Source organism: uncultured Jannaschia sp. (genome assembly GCF_947494025.1).
GTDB lineage: Bacteria > Pseudomonadota > Alphaproteobacteria > Rhodobacterales > Rhodobacteraceae > Jannaschia.
Genome location: NZ_CANLTQ010000001.1, coordinates 298,024 through 317,764 on the forward strand (window position 1 = coordinate 298,024; position 19,741 = coordinate 317,764).

20 protein-coding genes are annotated in these 19,741 nt (G+C 70.1%); 14 read left to right on the top strand and 6 right to left on the bottom strand.

Annotation, left to right across the window (positions count from 1 at the left end; genetic code table 11):
• Positions 1-66 precede the first annotated feature (66 nt).
• From ruvB to ruvC, 4 genes are read right to left on the bottom strand one after another with little or no spacing between them, the layout of a single operon-like run.
• Positions 67-1,089 (bottom strand): Holliday junction branch migration DNA helicase RuvB, encoded by a 1,023-nt coding sequence (ruvB, locus tag Q1B08_RS01510; protein ID WP_299813648.1) that lies wholly within the window; start codon positions 1,087-1,089, stop codon positions 67-69.
• Positions 1,086-1,982 carry a GIY-YIG nuclease family protein gene (locus Q1B08_RS01515; RefSeq protein ID WP_299813651.1) on the bottom strand — a complete coding sequence of 299 codons (897 nt, stop codon included), beginning with the start codon at positions 1,980-1,982 and terminating at the stop codon, positions 1,086-1,088. Before Q1B08_RS01515 ends, ruvB begins: the two co-directional genes overlap by 4 nt.
• A gap of 4 nt (positions 1,983-1,986) precedes the next feature.
• On the bottom strand, positions 1,987-2,625 hold the full coding sequence (gene ruvA / locus Q1B08_RS01520) for a Holliday junction branch migration protein RuvA (RefSeq protein WP_299813654.1): 639 nt from the start codon (positions 2,623-2,625) through the stop codon (positions 1,987-1,989).
• Between the two features lie 4 nt (positions 2,626-2,629).
• Positions 2,630-3,127 (bottom strand): crossover junction endodeoxyribonuclease RuvC, encoded by a 498-nt coding sequence (gene ruvC, locus Q1B08_RS01525; RefSeq protein ID WP_299813657.1) that lies wholly within the window; start codon positions 3,125-3,127, stop codon positions 2,630-2,632.
• A gap of 253 nt (positions 3,128-3,380) precedes the next feature.
• Between ruvC and Q1B08_RS01530 the strand changes: the two genes are divergently transcribed.
• A complete protein-coding gene (locus Q1B08_RS01530) occupies positions 3,381-3,575 on the top strand; it encodes a DUF1127 domain-containing protein (protein WP_299813660.1) in 195 nt (64 codons plus the stop codon).
• A gap of 634 nt (positions 3,576-4,209) precedes the next feature.
• On the opposite strand, the gene Q1B08_RS01535 is transcribed toward Q1B08_RS01530, so the two are convergent.
• Complete coding sequence (locus Q1B08_RS01535; protein ID WP_299813663.1) at positions 4,210-5,094, bottom strand: 50S ribosomal protein L11 methyltransferase; 885 nt, start codon at positions 5,092-5,094, stop codon at positions 4,210-4,212.
• 94 nt (positions 5,095-5,188) lie between these two features.
• On the opposite strand from Q1B08_RS01535, the gene Q1B08_RS01540 reads away from it, so the two are divergent.
• The 12 genes from Q1B08_RS01540 (at position 5,189) to folD (ending at position 18,393) form a co-directional block, all read left to right on the top strand.
• A complete protein-coding gene (locus Q1B08_RS01540) occupies positions 5,189-5,821 on the top strand; it encodes a hypothetical protein (RefSeq protein WP_299813667.1) in 633 nt (210 codons plus the stop codon).
• A gap of 69 nt (positions 5,822-5,890) precedes the next feature.
• Positions 5,891-6,271 carry a tol-pal system-associated acyl-CoA thioesterase gene (ybgC, locus tag Q1B08_RS01545; RefSeq protein ID WP_299813670.1) on the top strand — a complete coding sequence of 127 codons (381 nt, stop codon included), beginning with the start codon at positions 5,891-5,893 and terminating at the stop codon, positions 6,269-6,271.
• A gap of 228 nt (positions 6,272-6,499) precedes the next feature.
• Positions 6,500-7,198 carry a protein TolQ gene (gene tolQ, locus Q1B08_RS01550; protein WP_299813673.1) on the top strand — a complete coding sequence of 233 codons (699 nt, stop codon included), beginning with the start codon at positions 6,500-6,502 and terminating at the stop codon, positions 7,196-7,198.
• Positions 7,199-7,684, top strand: a complete 486-nt coding sequence (locus tag Q1B08_RS01555; RefSeq protein ID WP_299813676.1) for an ExbD/TolR family protein — start codon at positions 7,199-7,201, stop codon at positions 7,682-7,684. It abuts the gene before it with no gap.
• A 1-nt stretch (position 7,685) separates the two neighbouring features.
• On the top strand, positions 7,686-8,897 hold the full coding sequence (locus Q1B08_RS01560; RefSeq protein ID WP_299813679.1) for a hypothetical protein: 1,212 nt from the start codon (positions 7,686-7,688) through the stop codon (positions 8,895-8,897).
• Between the two features lie 82 nt (positions 8,898-8,979).
• Positions 8,980-10,305, top strand: coding sequence for a Tol-Pal system beta propeller repeat protein TolB (gene tolB / locus Q1B08_RS01565; protein WP_299813682.1), 1,326 nt, complete (start codon positions 8,980-8,982; stop codon positions 10,303-10,305).
• A 10-nt stretch (positions 10,306-10,315) separates the two neighbouring features.
• On the top strand, positions 10,316-10,834 hold the full coding sequence (gene pal, locus Q1B08_RS01570) for a peptidoglycan-associated lipoprotein Pal (RefSeq protein WP_299813685.1): 519 nt from the start codon (positions 10,316-10,318) through the stop codon (positions 10,832-10,834).
• Positions 10,834-11,661 (top strand): tol-pal system protein YbgF, encoded by an 828-nt coding sequence (gene ybgF, locus Q1B08_RS01575; RefSeq protein ID WP_299813688.1) that lies wholly within the window; start codon positions 10,834-10,836, stop codon positions 11,659-11,661. The genes pal and ybgF overlap by 1 nt, the downstream gene beginning before the upstream one ends.
• Positions 11,658-12,899 carry a tRNA lysidine(34) synthetase TilS gene (gene tilS, locus Q1B08_RS01580; RefSeq protein ID WP_299813690.1) on the top strand — a complete coding sequence of 414 codons (1,242 nt, stop codon included), beginning with the start codon at positions 11,658-11,660 and terminating at the stop codon, positions 12,897-12,899. Before ybgF ends, tilS begins: the two co-directional genes overlap by 4 nt.
• A 74-nt stretch (positions 12,900-12,973) precedes the next feature.
• A complete protein-coding gene (ftsH, locus tag Q1B08_RS01585) occupies positions 12,974-14,887 on the top strand; it encodes an ATP-dependent zinc metalloprotease FtsH (RefSeq protein ID WP_299813692.1) in 1,914 nt (637 codons plus the stop codon).
• A gap of 868 nt (positions 14,888-15,755) precedes the next feature.
• Positions 15,756-17,432 carry a formate--tetrahydrofolate ligase gene (locus Q1B08_RS01590; protein ID WP_299813694.1) on the top strand — a complete coding sequence of 559 codons (1,677 nt, stop codon included), beginning with the start codon at positions 15,756-15,758 and terminating at the stop codon, positions 17,430-17,432.
• Between the two features lie 70 nt (positions 17,433-17,502).
• Complete coding sequence (gene folD / locus Q1B08_RS01595) at positions 17,503-18,393, top strand: bifunctional methylenetetrahydrofolate dehydrogenase/methenyltetrahydrofolate cyclohydrolase FolD (RefSeq protein ID WP_299813696.1); 891 nt, start codon at positions 17,503-17,505, stop codon at positions 18,391-18,393.
• A 38-nt stretch (positions 18,394-18,431) separates the two neighbouring features.
• Here folD and Q1B08_RS01600 read toward each other — a convergent pair whose 3' ends face one another.
• A complete protein-coding gene (locus tag Q1B08_RS01600; protein WP_299814867.1) occupies positions 18,432-19,181 on the bottom strand; it encodes an alpha/beta fold hydrolase in 750 nt (249 codons plus the stop codon).
• Positions 19,182-19,245: 64 nt separating this feature from the next.
• On the opposite strand from Q1B08_RS01600, the gene Q1B08_RS01605 reads away from it, so the two are divergent.
• A complete protein-coding gene (locus tag Q1B08_RS01605; protein ID WP_299813699.1) occupies positions 19,246-19,734 on the top strand; it encodes a hypothetical protein in 489 nt (162 codons plus the stop codon).
• Positions 19,735-19,741 lie beyond the last annotated feature (7 nt).

Here is a 19,741-nt window from a genome sequence, read left to right on the forward strand (position 1 = left end):
GGGGAAAGGCCGCGCCCTGCGACGGGCCTGCGCGGACGCGCACCGTCCGGGCGCGACCGCCGCGCGTCAGGAGAACAGGTCCGGCGCCCGCGGCGGCGCCGCCAGCCCCAGATGCGTCCAGCCCTTGTGGCCGAGCGCGCGGCCCCGGGGCGTGCGCGCGATCAAGCCCTGCTGCAGCAGGAAGGGCTCGATCACCTCCTCCACCGCGTCGCGGCTTTCCGACAGGGCGGCGGAGATGGTCTCGACCCCGACCGGCCCGCCGCCGTAATTTTCCGCGATGAGCCGCAGGTAGCGCCGGTCCGCCCCGTCGAGGCCCAGACGGTCCACGCCGAGCCGGGTGAGCGAGCTGTCCGCGATCTCCCGCGTGACGGTCCCGTCCCCCTCGACCACCGCGAAATCTACCACCCGGCGCAGGAGGCGCCCGGCGATCCGCGGCGTACCCCGCGCGCGCTCTGCGATCTCCTGCGCGCCGTCCTCCGTGGCGGGCGCGCCGAGCAGGCGGGCGCCCCGCGTGACGATCTGATGCAGCTCCGGCACCGTGTAGAACTCGAGCCGGGTGGGAATGCCGAACCGGTCGCGCAACGGCGTCGTGAGCAGCCCGAGCCGCGTGGTCGCCCCCACCAGCGTGAACGGCTGCAGGTCGATCCGCACCGTTCGCGCCGACGGCCCCTCCCCGATCACGAGGTCAAGCGCGAAATCCTCGAGCGCGGGATAGAGCACTTCCTCCACCACGGGGTTCAGGCGGTGAATCTCGTCGATGAAGAGCACGTCGCGCGGCTCGAGATTGGTCAGGATCGCGGCGAGGTCGCCGGCCTTCGCGAGCACCGGCCCGGAGGTCATGCGGAACCCCACGCCCAGCTCGCGCGCCATGATTTGCGCCAGCGTCGTCTTGCCCAGTCCGGGGGGCCCGTGGAACAGGACGTGATCCATCGCCTCGCCCCGCCGCCGCGCGCTCTCGATGAACACCCCCAGATTCGCACGCGCCTCCGCCTGCCCGATGAACTCGTCGAGCCGCTGCGGCCGCAGCGCCCGGTCGTCGGAGATCTCGTCGGGCGCGTCGGCATCGAGCATCGGATCGCGGTCCATCATGAGTTCAATCCATGCGTGCGCGTATGGAGGCGCTGCATCCAGCCGTGCTCCAGCTTCGTGATCGCTTCCACCGGCATGTCGGGCGAAACACGTTCGAGGATCGAGAACTCGAAGGTCGCGGGATCGCGCGCCGCCAGCTTCGCCGTCACGCCCACATTCCGCGCGACATGCGCCCGCCACCGTCCGAGGAGGTTCGCTTCCCCGTAGGCCGAGCCGACATAGCGTGCGCCGTCGTCACGGCAGGTGATCAGGTAGATGCCGCGCCATTCCCGAAGCCTCGAAGCCCAGCCGGGCGGAATGGCGCGCAGTTGCGCCGTGGGCAGAACCCATTCGCGCCAGTGCGGCGGATCGGCATCGAAGACCGAGCTTTCGTGAATGGCACGGATCGCCGCTTCCAGGTTCTCCGCCCGACGCACGTCGTTCGGCGTCAAACGTACCGACACGACGAGGCGTCCCCGAAGCTCAGCCAACCTGTCGTCCAGAGGCAGGTCGAACCAGACGCGCTTCTGAAGCTCGGCGGAGGTCTCGAGCTCATTCAGGTAGCCGAACGTTTCTCGCAGAAAGACGATCTCGGGATCCGCGAGGATCTCTTCCTTCGGACGATGCCGGAAGCCCTGAGTCCGGTAGGCGCCGACGGAAAGCATCCGACTGTGGGACGAAGGGATGTCCTGCCCGATCTTGACGAAGGACAGGACCCATGGCCTTCCGCGTTTCAGAGCGGATTCCGCACCCAGGCTGTGCAGGGACTGAAAGACCTCCATGGCCCGGCGCCGCGTCTTCACGAGGGACGGCAGAACCTGCTCGAGATTGCCGTGGTTCGGCGAATGCAGCATGACATTCGCATCCATTTGCGCGATCCCGACCCGGTCGAGCACGTCATGTAGCGTGAACATCGCCCTACTCCTTCGGGGCCAGAAGCTTCAGCGCGGCGCGGATGACGCCGGCCGTGTCGGTCGCGCTGTCGGCGGCCTGCGCCACGGCGCGGGCGGCGTCGACGGGCGCGTAGCCAAGATTCGTCAGGGCCGACATGGCCTCCGCCTGCGCGCCGGATTGCCCCGGGGGGGCGAGCTCGCCCGACGACGCGGGGGCGGGCACCTCGACCAGCGGGTCGGCGCCCGCCTCCTTGAGCATCATCGCCGGCGCCTTGCCGCGCAGCTCGTTGACCACGCGGAGCGCGATCTTCGGACCGACCCCGGGCGCGGCCTTGACCGCGTTGGCGTCGCCCAGCGCGATCGCCCGCGCCACGCCCTCCGCCCCCAGCACACCGAGAATCGCGAGCGAGCCCTTGGCGCCGATCCCCTGCACCGAGGTGAGGAGGCGGTGCCATTCCCGCTCCCCCTGGGTCAGGAACCCGAAGAGCTGCAGCAGATCCTCACGCACCAGAAGCTCGGTCCAGAGCGCGACCGGCGACTTCACCGGCGGCAGGGCGGCGATGGTGCGGTCCGAGCAATGGACGACATAGCCCACGCCATTCACATCCAGAAGGACGTGGTCCTCCCCCTTGTGGTCCAGCCGTCCGGTCAGGCGTCCGATCACCCGCTCAGGCCCGCATCGCGGCCGCAAGGCGGCCGGAGGATTGCAGGTGGAATGCGTGGCACATCGCAATGGCGAGCGCGTCGGTCGCGTCGGCCGAATCCGGGTCGCAATCGGGGAGCTGCAGGCGAACCATGTGCAGGACCTGCGCCTTGTCGGCATGGCCCACGCCGACGACCGCCTTCTTGACGGCATTGGGCGCGTATTCCCCGACGCGGAGCCCGGCCTGAGCGGGGACGAGCATCGCGACACCCCGGGCCTGGCCGAGCTTCAGCGTGCCCTGTCCGTTCTTGTTCACGAAGGTCTGCTCGATCGCCGCGGCCTCCGGCGCCTGCGCCACGAGGACTGCGCGCAGAAGCGTGTAGAGCGACAGGAGCCGGTCGCCCAGCGCCACGCCCTCGGGCCGGCAGGTGCCGCTCGCCACATGGCGGATACGCGCGCCCTCGGTCTCGATGACGCCCCAGCCACAGGCGCGAAGCCCCGGATCAATCCCCATCACACGCATTCGACTTGCCCGATGTTCTTGATTTGATCATGGCGTAGCATAGCCGCCTCCGACAGGCCACCCGCCGGACGGAGGCGCGGTCGGCGGCCATCCCGCGATGTCTTTACGTTTCGCTTACCGGTCATGCGACGGACGCATATCGGCCATGCCTGCATGATATTTGTGCGGTTTGCTGACCCGCCCTAGATGCACAGCAGAGGCGGTCGGCAGGACCGCCACTTTCCGTTCCGTACAATCTGACAGGATTACCGCCGTGGCCACCTTCGATACCTTCCGCACCGCCCGTTCCGCGCCGGCGACCAACGTTCTCTCCGCCGTGCTCGGCCGCATCATCGCGTGGAACGACCGCCGCGTGACGGTGAACATGCTCGAGCGCCTGACCGATCGCGAGCTCTACGACATCGGACTCGAGCGCGGCGACATTGCACACTGGTCGCGCGGGGCCTGAACCCGTCCGGACGTCACCTACGAACCCGATCGCGAAGGGCTGTTCCCCGGGGCAGCGCCTGACGGCGAATGTTGAAGACCCGCCGCTGACACGGCGGGTCTTTCGATGCGTATCCTGACGACGTTACAATACATCTCGCTCATGGATCCGCCCGTGAGCCGGTCCGATCCGCATTGCGGGCGTTTCCTCGAACATGACCCGCCCGCGCGGCCGGAGCGCTGCTGGCGAACGGCTGTTCGGCACCGCGCCGGTCGGACGCGGGAAGCCGCGGACCGCCATTGCCGGGCTCGCCCCGGCTCGGTCGCCCGGCACCGTCGCGATCCCCGACAACCTCTCCACCCGCGAGGGCTCGAAAGCGGCCGGGATCCGGGACGGACAGGGAGGCCGGAGGCCAGTCCGGCCCGCTCGCGCGCCAGACCCGACCCCGGTCGAAACGGCCTTGTTCAGGCCGAAGGCTCGCCTCCGCCGCATCAGCGCACGCGCCTGCGATCCCCTTCTCCGGGCCCTCGGCGACATCCGCGGCCTGTTCGATCCCGGGGAGGGCCGGACCGCCTTCAGCGCTGCGGGATACGCGCCCGATTGAACGCGAACCACTTTGGCGTCAGGGGCTGGTCCGCGGGGCGGCCTTTTCGCGTCAACTCCGCCGGAGCGTCAGCGTCGTCCAGTCGCCGAGCGTCAGCCTGTCGGCAAGCGCGAAGCCGGCGGCCGTGTAGGCGGCGATGACGTCCTCGGCCTGCGGGTTGAGGATGCCCGACAGGATCGCGTGCCCGCCCGGCGCGGCATGCGCGGCGAGGTCGGGGGCGAGGTCGATCAACGGTCCCTTCAGGATGTTGGCGAAGATCAGCGCGAAAGGCGCCGCCTCGGTCAGGACGGGATGACCGAACCCTGCCGCCTCGACGCATTCGATCCGCCCCGCAAGACCGTTCTCGGCCACGTTGGCCGCCGCCACCTCGACCGCCACGGCGTCGATGTCGGAGGCGATGACCGGCACGTCCTCCCAGACCATCGCCGCGGCCATGGCCAGCACCGCCGTCCCCGCACCTATATCGGCGACGGGTCCCGGCATGCGCTCCGCTTGCAGCAGCGCCTCGAAGGCTTGCAGGCACCCCTGCGTGGTGCCGTGATGGCCGGTCCCGAAGGCCATCGCCGCCTCGATCAGCAGCGCCACGCGGTCTGCGGGAACGCTTTCGGCATCGTGGCTGCCGTAGACGAAGAAACGACCGGCCTCGACGGGGCGCAGCTCGCGCCGGACATGCGCGACCCAATCCGTCGGCGGGACCTCGGAGATCGTGAAGGGCCGCGCGCCGTAGGCGGCGGCGAGGAGGGCCAGCGCGGTCTCGTCGGGAGCCTCGGCGAAATAGACCCCGACCTCCCACAGGCCCGAGCCGTCCTCCATCTCGAAGACGCCGACCCCGTCGGGCTCGAGCTGCAGCTCGAGCGCGTCGCCCAGCCCCTCCGCCCCCGCGCGGTCCTCGAGCGTGGTCAGCGCGGTCCAGCTTGCGGGGGTGATCTCGGACATGGGCGCCTCCATTCGACAGGCCTTGCCCTAAGCAACCGCGTTCCTGCCGTCCAGACGGGTGGATCCCCGCGGACGGACATGGCACCCCTGCCGCATGAACGCGATCGATCCCGAAGACGTCGAAGCCCTGTTCACCCGCGCGGACGGCACGTTCCTCTTCGCGCGTTGGGGCCGGCCGGTCGTGCCGGTGGTGTTCGGCGTGACGGAGGAGACGATCTCGGTCCTCAAGGGCGCGATCGAGGCGCTTTGTGTCCTCACCGACCACCGGATGGCCGAAACGGACCCGGAACTCGGGGCGAACCTGATGGTGTTCTTCGTCTCCGGGTGGTCGGACCTCGCGGGCGTGCCCGATCTCGACCGGCTGGTGCCCGACCTCGCGCCGCTGCTGGGTCGGCTCGAAGCGGCGGAGGCGAACCAGTACCGGCTGTTCCGGTTCGATGCGGACGGCGCGATCCGGGCCTGCTTCGCCTTCGTTCGAATGGACGCGCACCTGTCCGACGTGCCGGCGGAGACGCTGGCGCTCAACCAGATGGTGCAGGCGATGCTGCTCTGGTCCGACCGGGCCTTCGCCGAGACTTCGCCGCTCGCCCTCCACGAGGGACGGACGGTCCTGCGACCGGAGATCGCCGAGGTGCTGCGCGCGGCCTACGACCCGGTCCTGCCCGCGATGTCGCAGCATGCGAGCCACGCGCTCCGCCTCGCCGCGCGGACAGGACAGCGGCAGTGACCGGCCGGGTCAACCCGTGGGTAATCGTTTGCGAGGGATGAGCAAAATCGCACAGCGTACGGTCACGCGATGACGCATCTCTGGCCGGTCCGGGTCTATTACGAGGATGTCGATCTCGCCGGGATCGTCTATTACGCCAACTACCTGCGGTACATCGAACGGGCGCGGTCCGAGATGATCCGCGCCGCCGGGATCGACCAGTCCGCGTTGCGCGCCGCGGGGCTGGTCTTCGCCGTCGCGCGGCTGGAGGCGGATTACCTGCGGCCCGCCCGCTACGACGACATGCTGGAGATCGAGACGCGGAGCGCGGATCGGTCGCGGGCGCGCTTCGCGCTGGATCAGGCGGTGCGACGCGAGGGAGTCGAGCTGTTCCGCGCACGGGTGACGATTGTCTGCATGGACACGGAGGGCCGGCCGCGGCGGCTGCCCGAGGGGATGGCCGGACTCTAACTCGCCCCCATCAAGTTGGATACCGGTGCATCCATCAGCACGACGGAACGGCCCGACCGACCGACGGGGACCGGCGAACCGGATCGCCCTCCGCGCTGGGCGCCTTAACGAAGCTCACATTTGCGTAGAACGAGCGGCGCGTCTCGCCAAGGCCACCGGCATCTGCTAGCGTGCAACCTCGAAACAAGGGACCGAGCAACGGTCCGACGACAAGGGACGGGCAGTCCGATGGAAACCGAAGTACTGGCGCGAGCCGGCGAGATCGACTTCTCGATCTGGGCGCTGTTCCTGCGCGCGACGTTCATCGTCAAGATCGTGATGATCCTGCTGTTCGCGGCCTCGATCTGGGTCTGGGCGATCCTGATCCAGAAGGTGATGCAGTTCCGCCGGGCGCGCTCCCGCGCCGCGGCCTTCGACCGGGCGTTCTGGTCGGGCGACCCGCTCGACGAGCTCTACGACAAGATCGGCGACCGGCCGAAATCGGCCTCCGAGCGCATCTTCGCCGCCGCGATGCAGGAATGGTCGCGCAGTCATCGCGACGATGGCGGCCTGATCGCGGGCACGCAGTCGCGGATCGACCGGACCATGGACGTGGCCATCGCCAAGGAGCGCGACCGGCTGAGCTCCGGGCTGACCTTTCTTGCGACCGTCGGCTCCACCGGGCCGTTCGTCGGCCTTTTCGGGACGGTCTGGGGCATCAAGCACGCCTTCGAGCAGATCGCGATCAGCCAGAACACCAACCTCGCCGTGGTGGCGCCGGGCATCGCCGAAGCGTTGCTGGCGACCGGGCTGGGCCTGCTGGCGGCCATCCCGGCGGTCGTGTTCTACAACAAGCTGTCCCGCGACGCCGACCGGATCACCGGCAATTACGAAGCCTTCGCCGACGAGTTCGCCACCATCCTGTCGCGTCAGCTGGACGCCGCCTGAATGGCGGCCGGCACGATCCAGCCGGGCGGCGGGGGTAATACCGGCCGCCGACGGCGGCGCGGCGCGAGCGGTGCCCGGCCGATGTCGGAGATCAACGTCACGCCTTTCGTGGACGTGATGCTGGTGTTGCTCATCATCTTCATGGTGGCCGCCCCCCTCCTGACCGCGGGCGTGCCGATCGAGCTGCCGGAGACGGCCGCCGCGCCGCTTCCGCAGGAGCAGGAGGAGCCGCTGGCGCTGACCGTCGCAGCCGATGGGAGGGTTCTCATCGGCTCCCAGGAGGTGCCGCGGGACGAGCTTCTGCCGCGACTGCGCGCCATCGCGGGCGAGCGGCAGGGCGACAAGGTGTTCCTGCGCGCCGACGGGACGGTGCCCTATTCCGACGTGATGGTCGTGATGGGAGCGCTCAACGCCGGCGGCTTCCGCAATATCGGCCTCGTCACCGATGCCGGGGGTCCGACGCTCGACGGCACGGCGGAGGAGTAGCGTGGAGATCCGCAGGGCAGTGGCGCTTTCGGCCACGGCGCATGGCGGGGTGCTGCTCTGGGCGCTGTTCGCGGGGTTGTTCCCCGCGGCGCCCGACGCGGACAGCCTGAGCGTGGCGGCAGTGTCGGTCGTGTCCTCGGCGGAGTTCGACGCGCTGGTCTCCGACGCGCCCGCCGTCGCGGAGGTGCCCGCTCCCGCGGCCCCGGTCGAACCCGGAGGCGACGCGGCCCCGTCCCCCGCCGCGCCCGCGGCGGAGACGCCGCCTCCGGTCGCGCCGCCGCCCGAGGCGCCCGCGGAAGCTGCCCGCGACGCGGTCCCGGACACGAGCCAGCTCGCGCCGATCCCCGAGGCGGAGGTCGCGCCGGACGTGCCCGATGCCCCGGCCTCGCCCGCCGACGCGCCGGACGCGGCGATTTCCGACTCCCCCGCGCCGCGCGAGGCCGACATCGTGACGGCCGTGCCCACGCCCGCGCCGCCGCCGCTGACGGAGACCGCGCCGGTCGCGGAAGCGCCCGCCACGCCCGCGCCGGCCGAGCCCGAGACCCCGCCGGAGGCGGCCCCGACGCCCGCCGCGCCCGAGGCGACCGCGCCGGTGATCGTGACCGAGGACATGACGCCCGCCCGCGCGCCCGACCGCTCGCTGCGCCCGAACCGCAGGCCCGCGCGGCCCGTGCCGGTTGTGGCAGAGACCGAGCCGTCGAAGCCGGAGCCCGCGCCTGAGCCGACACCCGAACCCGGGCCGGAGCCCGAGCCCGAGCCCGAGCCCGAGGTCGCGGAAGCCGAGCCGGAGCCGGCCGAGCCCGAAACCGACCCGCTGGCCGACGCCATCGCCGGCGCGCTGGCCGAGGCGGCGGACGCGCCCGCGTCGGCCCCGCCCGCGCCCTCCGGGCCGCCGCTGACGCAGGGCGAGCGCGACGGGCTCCGCGTGGCCGTCAGCCGATGCTGGAACCTCGGCAGCCTGTCCACGGAGGCGATGGGAACGACGGTGACGATCTCGATGGCGATGACCCGGGACGGGCTGCCACAGACCGACAGCCTCCGCCTTGCCGGATTCTCGGGGGGCTCCGAGGCCGCCGCGCAGCAGGCCTACGAGGCGGGGCGGCGGGCGATCCTGCAATGCGGACGCATGGGCTTCGACCTGCCGGCGGAGAAGTACGAGCAGTGGCGCGAGATCGAGATGACCTTCAACCCCGAACAGATGCGGATGCGATGATCCCGCACACGGCCCATTGAGAAAGCCCGCCGCTTTGGCGATACGGGACAGCGATACCGAAAGGGAGACCATGACGCCTCGGTTGACGACATTCCTCCGGGCCCTCGCCGCCCTGCTGGCCCTCGCCGGCCCGGCCGTGGCGCAGGACAGCCCCGGCCCGCTGCGGATCGAGATCACCGACGGCGTGATCGAGCCCCTGCCCTTCGCCGTGCCCACCTTCGTGGCGAGGAACGAGGGGGCCGGCGGACTGGCGCAGGACATCACCCGCGTCATCGCCGCCGACCTCGCCAATACCGGCCTGTTCCGCGAGATCCCGCAGGACGCCCATATCGCCCGGATCGGCAGCTTCGACGCGCCGATCCAGTTCTCGGACTGGAAGGCGATCGGCGCGCAGGCGCTGATCACCGGCTCCGTCCTCGCCGAGGGCGACGGGCGGATCGTGGTGCAGTTCCGCCTTTACGACGTGTTCAGCGAGGCGCCGCTGGGCGACGGGCTGCAATTCGCGGGCACGGCGGAAGGCTGGCGGCGGATGGCGCACAAGGTGGCCGATGCCGCCTATTCGCGCATCACCGGCGAGGATCCCTATTTCGACAGCCGCGTCACCTTCGTCTCCGAGCAGGGTCCGAAGGACGCGCGGCAGAAGCGCATCGGGGTGATGGATTACGACGGCGCCAATGTCACCTACCTCACCTCGTCGGACGCGATCGTGCTGGCGCCGCGCTTCTCGCCCGACGGCAGCCGGATCATCTACACGGGCTACGAATCGGGCTTCCCGCGCGTGACCGTGATCGACGTGGCCACGCTCCAGAAGACGACCGTGGGCGGCGTGGACCAGAACATGAGCTTCGCGCCGCGATTCTCGCCCGACGGCTCCCGCGTGGTCTATTCGGCGGAGGTGTCGGGCAATACCGACCTCTACGCGCTCGACCTGAACGCCGGCGGAACGACGCGGCTCACCACCGCCCCCTCGATCGAGACCGCGCCGAGCTTCTCGCCCGACGGAAGCCGCGTCGTCTTCGAAAGCGACCGCTCCGGCGCGCCGCAGCTCTACATCATGCCGGCCGGAGGCGGCGACGCGCAGCGGGTCAGCTTCGGCGAGGGCCGCTACGGCACGCCGGTCTGGTCGCCCAAGGGCGACTACATCGCCTTCACCAAGCAGAACGCGGGCCGCTTCCATATCGGCGTGATGCGCACCGACGGGACGGAGGAGCGGCTTCTGACCGGGGCCTTCCTCGACGAGGGGCCGACCTGGGCGCCCAACGGCCGCGTCGTCATGTTCACCCGCGAGACGGCCGGCGCGACCGGCGCGCCCGCGCTCTACACGGTCGACATCACCGGCCGGAACCTGCAACGCGCCGCGACGCCCGCGGCGGCCTCGGACCCGTCCTGGGGTCCGCTACTGCGATAGAGGATTTCACATGAAGACGACGGCGATCATCTTGATGGCGGCGCTCGCGCTCGGCGGCTGCGGCAACCGGCTCGGCGGCGGTGCCGGCGGCGCGGGGGCGGGCGGCTACGACCCCTACGGCACCGGCGCGGGCTACGTGCCGGGGGGGCCGAGCGACCCGACCTCGGTCGCGTACTTTCAACAGAGCATCGGCGACCGCGTGCTTTTCGCCGTGGACCAGTCCACCGTTTCGCCCGAGGCGCGGGATGTTCTTGCCGGACAGGCGCAGTGGCTCAACGCCAATCCGGGCTATACCGCGCTGATCGAGGGTCATGCCGACGAACAGGGCACGCGGGAATACAACCTCGCCCTCGGCGGGCGGCGGGCCAACGCGGCGCGCGACTACCTGATCAGCCAGGGCGTCGCGGCCACCCGTCTGCGCACGATCAGCTACGGCAAGGAACGACCGCTGCAGATCTGCTCCACCGAGGCTTGCTACAGCCAGAACCGCCGTGCGGTGACGGTGCTCGCGGCCGGGGCGGGCGTGTGATGCTGCGCGCCGCCCTCCTCGCCTCCGTGCTCGCGCTGCCGGCCGCGGCGCAGCAGGAGGAGACGCTCGCCGACATCCGCCAGCAGCTCGCCGTGCTCCGGGTCGAGATGCAGGGGCTGATGCGCGAGCTGAACACGACCGGCGGGCCCGACGTCTCGGTCGGCGGCTCCACGGTGCTCGACCGGGTGAACGCGATGGAATCGGAGCTGCAGCGGCTGACGCAGGCGACCGAGCGAATGTCGTTCCGCATCGAGCGTGTCGCGCAGGACGGCAGCACCCGGATCGAGGATCTGCGCTTCCAGCTCTGCGAGCTGACGACGGAATGCGACATCGCCAGCCTGCCGAATCCCGGACCGCTGGGCGGCGCGACGGAGCGCGCGGACGCCGGGACCGGCGCTCCCCCTGCCCCGGCCGACGACGCGCCGGCGGGCGGGGCGTCGCTGGCCACGGGCGAGCAGGCGGAGTTCGACGCCGCGAAGGCCGCCTTCGACGCGGGCGACGATGCGAAAGCGGCGACGGCGTTCGAGACCTTCCTCGCCGCCTACCCCACCGGACCGCTGTCGGAGGACGCCCGCTTCTACCGGGCGCAGGCTTACGCCAATGCCGGACAGGACGCGGAGGCCGCGCGCGCGTATCTCGAGACGTTCTCGGCCACGCCGGAAGGTCCGCGCGCGCCCGAGGCGCTGGTCGGCCTCGGCACCGCGCTGGGCGCGCTCGGGCAGACGGACGAGGCCTGCCTCACCCTGTCGGAGGTCGCGGTCCGGTTCCCCGATTCGCCACAGGTCGCACAGGCGCAATCCGCGCGGGCGGGCCTCGGCTGCGCGTGAGCGCGGCGGTCGCGGGCCGGCTGCGAGCGGCCCTCGACGACTTCTTCGCGGACGGCCCGCCCGGCCCGGCCGCCGTGGCCGTCTCGGGCGGCGGCGATTCGACGGCCCTGCTGCTCGCGGCGCTCGACTGGGGGCGCCTGCGGGGCGTGGCCGTCCGCGCCGTGACGGTCGATCACGGATTGCGCACCGGATCGACGGAGGAGGCTCGGCGGGTCGCGACGCTCTGCGCTTCGCTCGGCTGCCTGCACGAAACACTGACCCTGTCCGATCTCGAACCCGGCCCGGACCTTCAGGCGCGGGCGCGGGGGGCGCGCTACGACGCGCTGGGCGTCTGGGGGCATCGGCACGGAGTGGACACCATCCTGCTCGGGCACACGGCCGACGACGTGGCGGAAACGCTGCTGATGCGGCTGCGCCGCGGCGCGGGGATCGACGGGCTCGCGCGGATGGCCGCCCGCTTCGGCGCGGCGCCGGTCTTCGGGCGTCCCTTTCTCCACCTCACGCGGGACATGCTGCGCCGGCACCTTGCGGAGTGCGGGGTCACGCCGATCGAGGATCCGGCCAACGCGGACACGGCCTTCGAGCGCGTCCGGGTGCGTCAGGCAATCGCCGCGCTCGAGCTCGACGCGGACACGCTCGCCCGGACGGCCGGTTTTCTCGACGACGCGCGCCGAAGCCTCGCCCGACGCACGGCTGACCTGGCCGGCGGGATCGTCGCGGAGGATCGCGGGGATCTGCTTTTCGACCGCCCCGCCCTGCTCGGCCTGATCGCGGAGGAGCGGGAGCAGGCCCGGCGCCTCCTCCTCGCCGCGCTGCGCTGGATCGGCGGGAGCGGGTACCCGCCGCGCACGGGGGAGATCGATCGCCTTCTCGACGGGCTGGGCAAGGGCGGGACGCGGACGCTCGCCGGATGCGTGATCGGGGCGGAGGCGGAGGATCGCCTGCGCGTCGCCCGGGAGGCCGCCGCCGCCGGGCCGCCCGTGACGGTCGGAGAGGTCTGGGACGGTCGCTGGCGCCTCGACGGGCCGGCCGGGCGCGGATCGACAATCGGAGCGCTCGGGGACGAGGTGGCGGCGACGCCCTGGCGCACGAGCGGCCTTCCGCGCCGGTCCCTCCTGGCCTCGCCCGCGATCCGCGACGCGGACGGCGCGCTCGTGGCCGCGCCGCTGACCGGCTTGACGGAGGGCTGGACCGCGACGCCGCGTCGCCCCTTTGCCGCGACCCTGATCAGCCGTTGAACGTGACCGCGAAGTGACTATCTTGCCCAAAGACCCAAACGCGGGCCCGACCCGTGCCGTTCGGAGGATTTTTCTTGGGAAATGCGCGTAACATCGCCTTCTGGGTGGTCCTCTTCGTTCTGGTGATGGCGCTGTTCCAGCTCTTCTCCGGTGGCGGTTCCTCTCTGTCGGCGCGCGAGGTGCCCTATTCCGACTTCGTCAGCCGGGTGGAGAACGGGTCGGTCTCGAACGTGACCCTCGACGGGGAACGGATCGTGTTCCGCGGCTCGGGCGGCGGCGAGAACTTCACGATCAAGCCCTCCGACGTGGACGTGACCGAGACGCTGCTCGCCAATGACGTGAGCATCGTAGCCGAGAGTCAGGAGCAGTCGGGCTTCCTCAGCGCGCTGTCGCTATGGCTGCCGTTCCTCGTGCTGATCGGCATCTGGATCTTCTTCATGAACCGGATGCAGGGCGGCGGAAAGGGCGGCGCGATGGGCTTCGGCAAGTCCAAGGCCAAGATGCTGACCGAGAAGCATGGCCGCGTGACCTTCGACGATGTGGCCGGTATCGACGAGGCGAAGGACGACCTCGAGGAGATCGTCGAGTTCCTGCGCAATCCGCAGAAGTTCTCCCGTCTCGGCGGCAAGATCCCGAAAGGCGCGCTGCTCGTGGGCCCCCCGGGCACGGGCAAGACGCTTCTGGCCCGTGCCGTGGCGGGCGAGGCCGGCGTGCCGTTCTTCACCATCTCCGGCTCCGACTTCGTGGAGATGTTCGTGGGCGTCGGCGCGTCCCGCGTGCGCGACATGTTCGAGCAGGCCAAGAAGAACGCGCCCTGCATCGTCTTCATCGACGAGATCGACGCGGTCGGCCGGTCGCGTGGCGTGGGCTACGGCGGCGGCAACGACGAGCGCGAGCAGACGCTGAACCAGCTGCTGGTCGAGATGGACGGCTTCGAGGCGAACGAGGGAATCATCATCGTGGCGGCGACGAACCGTCCCGACGTGCTCGACCCCGCGCTGCTTCGTCCGGGCCGTTTCGACCGGCAGGTTCAGGTGCCGAACCCCGACATCAAGGGCCGCGAGAAGATCCTCGGCGTCCATGCCCGCAAGGTGCCGCTCGGGGCGGATGTCGACCTGCGCATCATCGCGCGTGGCACGCCGGGCTTTTCGGGCGCGGATCTCGCCAACCTCGTCAACGAGGCGGCCCTGATGGCCGCGCGGATCGGCCGACGGGTCGTTACGATGGACGATTTCGAGAGCGCGAAAGACAAGGTGATGATGGGGGCGGAGCGCCGGTCCATGGTCATGACCGAGGACGAGAAGCGCCTGACCGCCTATCACGAGGCGGGCCACGCGATCGTCGGGCTGAACGTTCCGCAGCACGACCCGATCCACAAGGCGACGATCATCCCGCGCGGTCGCGCCCTGGGCCTCGTCCTGTCCCTGCCTGAACGGGACCAGCTCTCGGTGAGCTACCAGAAATACACGTCCAAGATCGCCATGGCGATGGGTGGGCGCGTGGCCGAGGAACTGATCTTCGGCAAGGAGAACGTCACCTCCGGCGCGGCCTCCGACATCCAGCAGGTGACCAAGATCGCCCGGGCGATGGTCACGCAGTTCGGCTATGCCGAGGAGCTCGGTTTCGTCGACTACGCCAACGAACAGCAAAGCTACCTTGGCGGCTACGGCGGCGGGACCAATCATTCGGCGGCGACGCAGAAGGTGATCGACGACAAGGTCCGCGCGCTGGTGGACGAGGGTTACGAGACGGCGAAGCGCATCCTGACCGAAAAGGCCGACGACCTCGAGCGGTTGGCGCAGGGCTTGCTGGAATACGAGACGCTGACCGGCCCCGAGATCATGAAGGTCATCAATGGCGAGCCGCTCGGCCGCGACGATGACGACGGTCCGGCAAGCACCAGCGGGCCGTCCCTGACGGCGATCCCGAAGACCAAGCCGAAGCCGAAGGGTCCGGGCATCGCTCCGAAGCCCGAACCGTCGACCTGATCGCGGCAACAATCACGGCATATCACGGCCGGTCCCTCGGGGCCGGCCGTTTGCCGTAGGCCCGGCAAGCCGGAACCGAAGCGAACGGACATCGTCGGCCTGACGTGAGGCTTGGCATCGTGCCCCCCCGTGCGGCGGTCTTTGTATCGAGAGCGGCGGATGCGCCGTAGCTCAACGTCGCAGGCCCTAAGGACACGAATCACGGCAGGCCGAACCGGCCGTTCCGCAGCTGGCTGCTCGCGGCCTATCCGCGTGGACCGAAGGTGCGGACGTGACAGGCCGCCTTGGTCTTCGTCGAGAAGTCCACCGGGATTGCCGGACCCGAACCGGCGCGACGGCTTCGGCGGGATTCGCGAACTCAGCCCTGTCCCGCCATCGACCGGTCGAAACCCGGTCGTCGTCCGCGAGACGTAGGAAATCTGGAAGCGTCAAACGCGCGGCTCGGCGCCGACACATTGGTTCGAGCGGGACAACAACTTGCGGCTCGACGAGGGCGGGTCGCATCACGTCTACGACCGGCGAACCAGACGCATCCGGGCGGTGCCGTTCCGTCAGGCCAGAGCCAGCCCCACCGCGAGGGCGAGCGCGGCGCCGGTGGCGAAGCCGGCATGGATCAGGAGGCTGGCGGTGTTCATGGTCGATCCAATCCGTAACTCGACGTGCATGCGCCGATCGTTCCAGTAAATGTCGCGGGCCAACCCTCGGTTCGCCGCAGGAGTTCCGCGACCTTCGGGCGCATCCACCGCTCCCCGGACACGACGCCACGCGACGCGGGCGGCAGGCGGAATGTCGGTTTCCGCCTTGATCGCGGGACGGCCCCCGATACGAGTGCGGTAGGAACGCGCGCAGCCCATCGGAGGAGATCGCCATGGCCCCCAGGACCGACATCGAGATCGCGCGCGCGGCGCGGAAGCGGCCGATCCAGGAGATCGGCGCGGCAATCGGGATCGGGAGCGACGACCTCCTGCCCTACGGCCACGACAAGGCGAAGGTCGGCCAACGCTTCATCGATAGCGTGCAGGACCGCCCCAACGGCAAGCTGATCCTCGTCACGGCGATCAATCCTACGCCTGCGGGCGAGGGCAAGACGACCACGACCGTCGGCCTGGGCGACGGGCTGAACGCGATCGGCAAGCGCGCGATGATCTGCATCCGCGAGGCCTCGCTCGGGCCGAACTTCGGCATGAAGGGCGGCGCGGCGGGGGGCGGCTACGCGCAGATCGTGCCGATGGAGGAAATGAACCTCCACTTCACCGGCGACTTCCATGCGATCACCAGCGCGCATTCCCTGCTCGCCGCGATGATCGACAACCACATCTACTGGGGCAACGAACTCGAGATCGACACACGCCGCGTCGTCTGGCGCCGCGTGGTCGACATGAACGACCGGGCGCTGCGTCAGGTCACGGCCTCGCTCGGCGGCGTGTCGAACGGCTTCCCGCGCGAGACCGGCTTCGACATCACCGTGGCCTCCGAGGTGATGGCCTGCCTGTGTCTCGCCACCGATCTGGGCGACCTCCAGACGCGGCTGGGCAACATGATCGTGGCCTATCGACGCGACCGCAGCCCGGTCCATTGCCGCGACATCAAGGCCGACGGCGCGATGACGGTGCTCCTGAAGGACGCGATGCAGCCGAACCTCGTGCAGACGCTGGAGAACAACCCGGCCTTCGTGCATGGCGGGCCCTTCGCCAACATCGCGCATGGCTGCAACTCGGTGATCGCCACGACCACGGCCCTGAAGCTCGCCGATTTCGTGGTGACCGAGGCGGGCTTCGGCGCGGATCTGGGCGCCGAGAAGTTCATGAACATCAAGTGCCGCAAGGCCGGCCTTGCCCCCGACTGCGTCGTGCTCGTGGCGACGGTGCGGGCGATGAAGATGAACGGCGGCGTCGCCAAGGGCGATCTCGGGCAGGAGAACGTGGAGGCGGTGGAGGCCGGCTGCGCCAATCTCGGCCGCCACATCGGCAACGTAAAAAGTTTCGGCGTGCCCGTCGTCGTCTGCATCAACCACTTCACCGGCGACTCGGAGGCCGAGATCGACGCGGTGCGGAACTACGTCGCGAGCCAGGGGTCGGAGGCAATCGTTTCGAAGCACTGGGCCGACGGCTCCAAGGGGTCCGAGGCGCTGGCACGGCGGGTGGCGAAGATCGCGGAGGCCGGCACGGCGAACTTCGCGCCGCTCTATCCTGACAAGATGCCGCTTTTCCAGAAGATCGAGACCATCGCCAAACGCATCTACCACGCCGACGAGGTGCTGGCCGACAAGAAGCTGCGCGATCAGCTCCACGCATGGGAGGAGCAGGGCTACGGCCACCTGCCGATCTGCATGGCGAAGACGCAGTATTCCTTTTCGACCGATCCGAATCTGCGGGGCGCGCCGACAGGCCATTCGGTTCCGGTGCGGGAGGTGCGGTTGTCCGCCGGGGCGGGCTTTGTGGTGGTCATCTGCGGCGAGATCATGACGATGCCGGGCCTGCCGCGCGTGCCGAGCGCGGAGAACATCCGGCTGAACGCGGAGGGCGAGGTCGAGGGGCTGTTCTGATCGCCGCGTCGGTGGCGTCCCGGACAGGGCTTCGTATAGAAGACCGCGACATTGCCGCGAAGGAGAGCCCATGACCGCCACGATCATCGACGGGAAGGCTTTCGCCGCGCGCCTGCGCGGACGGATCGCGGAAGAGGTCGCGCGGGTGAAGGCGGCCGGCGTGACGCCGGGGCTCGCCGTCGTGCTGGTGGGCGACGACCCGGCCAGCGCGGTCTACGTGCGCAACAAGGGCCGTCAGACCGCGGAAGTCGGGATGGAGAGCTTCGAGCACCGCCTGCCCGACGACACGGCGGAGGCGGATCTCCTTGAATTGATCGCCCGGCTCAACACCGATCCGAAGGTGCATGGCATCCTCTGCCAGCTGCCGCTGCCCGCGCATATCCAGACGGACAGGGTGCTGGCCGCGATCGACGTGGCCAAGGACGTGGACGGGTTCCACGTCTCGAATGTCGGCCTGCTCTCGACCGGGCAGAAGGCGCTCGTCCCCTGCACGCCGCTCGGCTGCCTGATGATGCTGCGCGCGCAGCTGGGCTCGCTCGCGGGGCTGGAGGCGGTGGTGATCGGACGGTCCAACATCGTCGGCAAGCCGATGGCGCAGCTTCTGCTAGGCGATTCTGCGACGGTGACGGTCGCGCATTCGCGCACCCGGGATCTGGGCGAAGTCGTGCGGCGCGCCGACATCGTCGTGGCCGCGGTCGGCCGGCCGCGGATGGTGCCGGGCGACTGGATCAAGCCGGGGGCGACGGTGATCGACGTGGGCATCAACCGCGCCGCGGGCGAGGCCGGCGCGACGCGGCTCGTCGGCGATTGCGACTTCGAGAGCTGCGCGGCGGTCGCGGGCGCGATCACGCCGGTTCCGGGCGGCGTCGGCCCCATGACCATCGCCTGTCTCCTCGCCAACACGCTGACCGCATGTTGCCGCGCGCACGGGCTGGCCGAACCGGACGGGCTGGCGGCCTGAGGCGGCCGGAGCCGGTCCCGGCGGCCGCCCGGACCCGGTCAGGCGTCGAGATACGCCTCCACCGTGGCCTCGAACTCGCGCGGCTTCTCGGCGTGGAGCCAGTGTCCCGCATCGGGGATCTTCGCGAATCGGGCGGCGGGGAACAGGGCCTTGATCCGGTCGCGATGCGCGGGGCGGACATAATCGCTCGCCCCGCCCGAAAGAAAGAGCGCGGCACCCTCGAACCGGCCCTCGATCTCGGGAAAGCCCACGATCTTCGGCATTTCCCGTTCCAGCACGTCGAGGTTGAGCGTCCAGCGCCGCGCCTTCACGTCGAGCGATTGCAGCAGGAACGCGCGGGTGCTGGTGTCGGACACGTCGTCCAGCTGCGCCGCGGCGTCGGAGCGGCGGGTCACGGCGGAAAGATCGACATCCCGCATGGCCGCGATCAGATGCGCCTGCGTGTGGCCGTAGGCCACCGGGGCGATATCGGCGACGATCAGACGGCGCAGGTGCGCGGGTTCCGTCAAAGCGAGGACCATCGCCGCCTTGCCGCCCATCGAATGGCCGAGCACGTCGTGCGGCACGTCGCCGATCACCTCCGCCAGATCGGCGGCCATGTCGGCGTAGCCGTTGCTGTCGAACCATGGACTCGACCCGTGGTTGCGCATGTCGACGGCCACGACCTGGCGCGATGCCGCGAGATGGCGCGCGATGACGTTCCAGTTCCGGGCCGAGCCGAAAAGCCCGTGCACGATCAGCAGCGGAGGCTTCTTGGTGGGCGCGCCGTGTCGGATCGAATGCAACATCAGCGCTGCGTAGCCCCGCGCCATCGCGATTGCCAGCGGGGGGGGCGCAAGTTTACGTCGGGGCATGAATCAGCCGATCCAACGCCTCCGCGCGTCCCTTCCCCGCCGTGCGACCAGCCTCGCCATCCATCTCGCGCTCGGCGGGATGCTGGTGTGGATCGCCGTGACGTCCGCGACGATGCCCTTCGCGTGGCGGGCGATCCTGCTCGGCTTCGGAACGGGGCTCGTCATCCTTGCCCGCGAGGGCTGGTGCGAATCCGCGCAGGCGCTGATTCTGACCACGGAGGGCCTGCATCAGGAGAACGGCGAGGTCATCGCGCCCTTCGATCTGATCGCTTCCGTGGATCGCGGGGTCTTCGCGTTCAAGCCGTCGAACGGTTTCGTGCTTCGCCTGACGCGCCCCGTCGGCTTCGCCTGGACGCCCGGGATGTGGTGGCGTGTGGGGCGTCGCGTCGGCGTGGGGGGTGTGACGAGCGGTGCCGGGGCGAAGTCGATGGCCGACACGCTGGCAATGATGATCGTGGAACGGGACAAGCAGCGTCCAGCCGGATAAGCCCGAC

Excerpts from the sequence above, each read along its gene's own strand:
- ruvB (WP_299813648.1), bottom strand. The coding sequence starts at position 1,089 with ATGATGGACCGCGATCCGATGCTCGATGCCGACGCGCCCGACGAGATC.
- Q1B08_RS01515 (WP_299813651.1), bottom strand. The coding sequence starts at position 1,982 with ATGTTCACGCTACATGACGTGCTCGACCGGGTCGGGATCGCGCAAATG.
- ruvC (WP_299813657.1), bottom strand. The coding sequence starts at position 3,127 with ATGCGTGTGATGGGGATTGATCCGGGGCTTCGCGCCTGTGGCTGGGGC.
- Q1B08_RS01535 (WP_299813663.1), bottom strand. The coding sequence starts at position 5,094 with ATGTCCGAGATCACCCCCGCAAGCTGGACCGCGCTGACCACGCTCGAG.
- Q1B08_RS01540 (WP_299813667.1), top strand. The coding sequence starts at position 5,189 with ATGAACGCGATCGATCCCGAAGACGTCGAAGCCCTGTTCACCCGCGCG.
- ybgC (WP_299813670.1), top strand. The coding sequence starts at position 5,891 with ATGACGCATCTCTGGCCGGTCCGGGTCTATTACGAGGATGTCGATCTC.
- tolQ (WP_299813673.1), top strand. The coding sequence starts at position 6,500 with ATGGAAACCGAAGTACTGGCGCGAGCCGGCGAGATCGACTTCTCGATC.
- Q1B08_RS01555 (WP_299813676.1), top strand. The coding sequence starts at position 7,199 with ATGGCGGCCGGCACGATCCAGCCGGGCGGCGGGGGTAATACCGGCCGC.
- pal (WP_299813685.1), top strand. The coding sequence starts at position 10,316 with ATGAAGACGACGGCGATCATCTTGATGGCGGCGCTCGCGCTCGGCGGC.
- ybgF (WP_299813688.1), top strand. The coding sequence starts at position 10,834 with ATGCTGCGCGCCGCCCTCCTCGCCTCCGTGCTCGCGCTGCCGGCCGCG.
- Q1B08_RS01590 (WP_299813694.1), top strand. The coding sequence starts at position 15,756 with ATGGCCCCCAGGACCGACATCGAGATCGCGCGCGCGGCGCGGAAGCGG.
- folD (WP_299813696.1), top strand. The coding sequence starts at position 17,503 with ATGACCGCCACGATCATCGACGGGAAGGCTTTCGCCGCGCGCCTGCGC.
- Q1B08_RS01600 (WP_299814867.1), bottom strand. The coding sequence starts at position 19,181 with ATGTTGCATTCGATCCGACACGGCGCGCCCACCAAGAAGCCTCCGCTG.
- Q1B08_RS01605 (WP_299813699.1), top strand. The coding sequence starts at position 19,246 with ATGAATCAGCCGATCCAACGCCTCCGCGCGTCCCTTCCCCGCCGTGCG.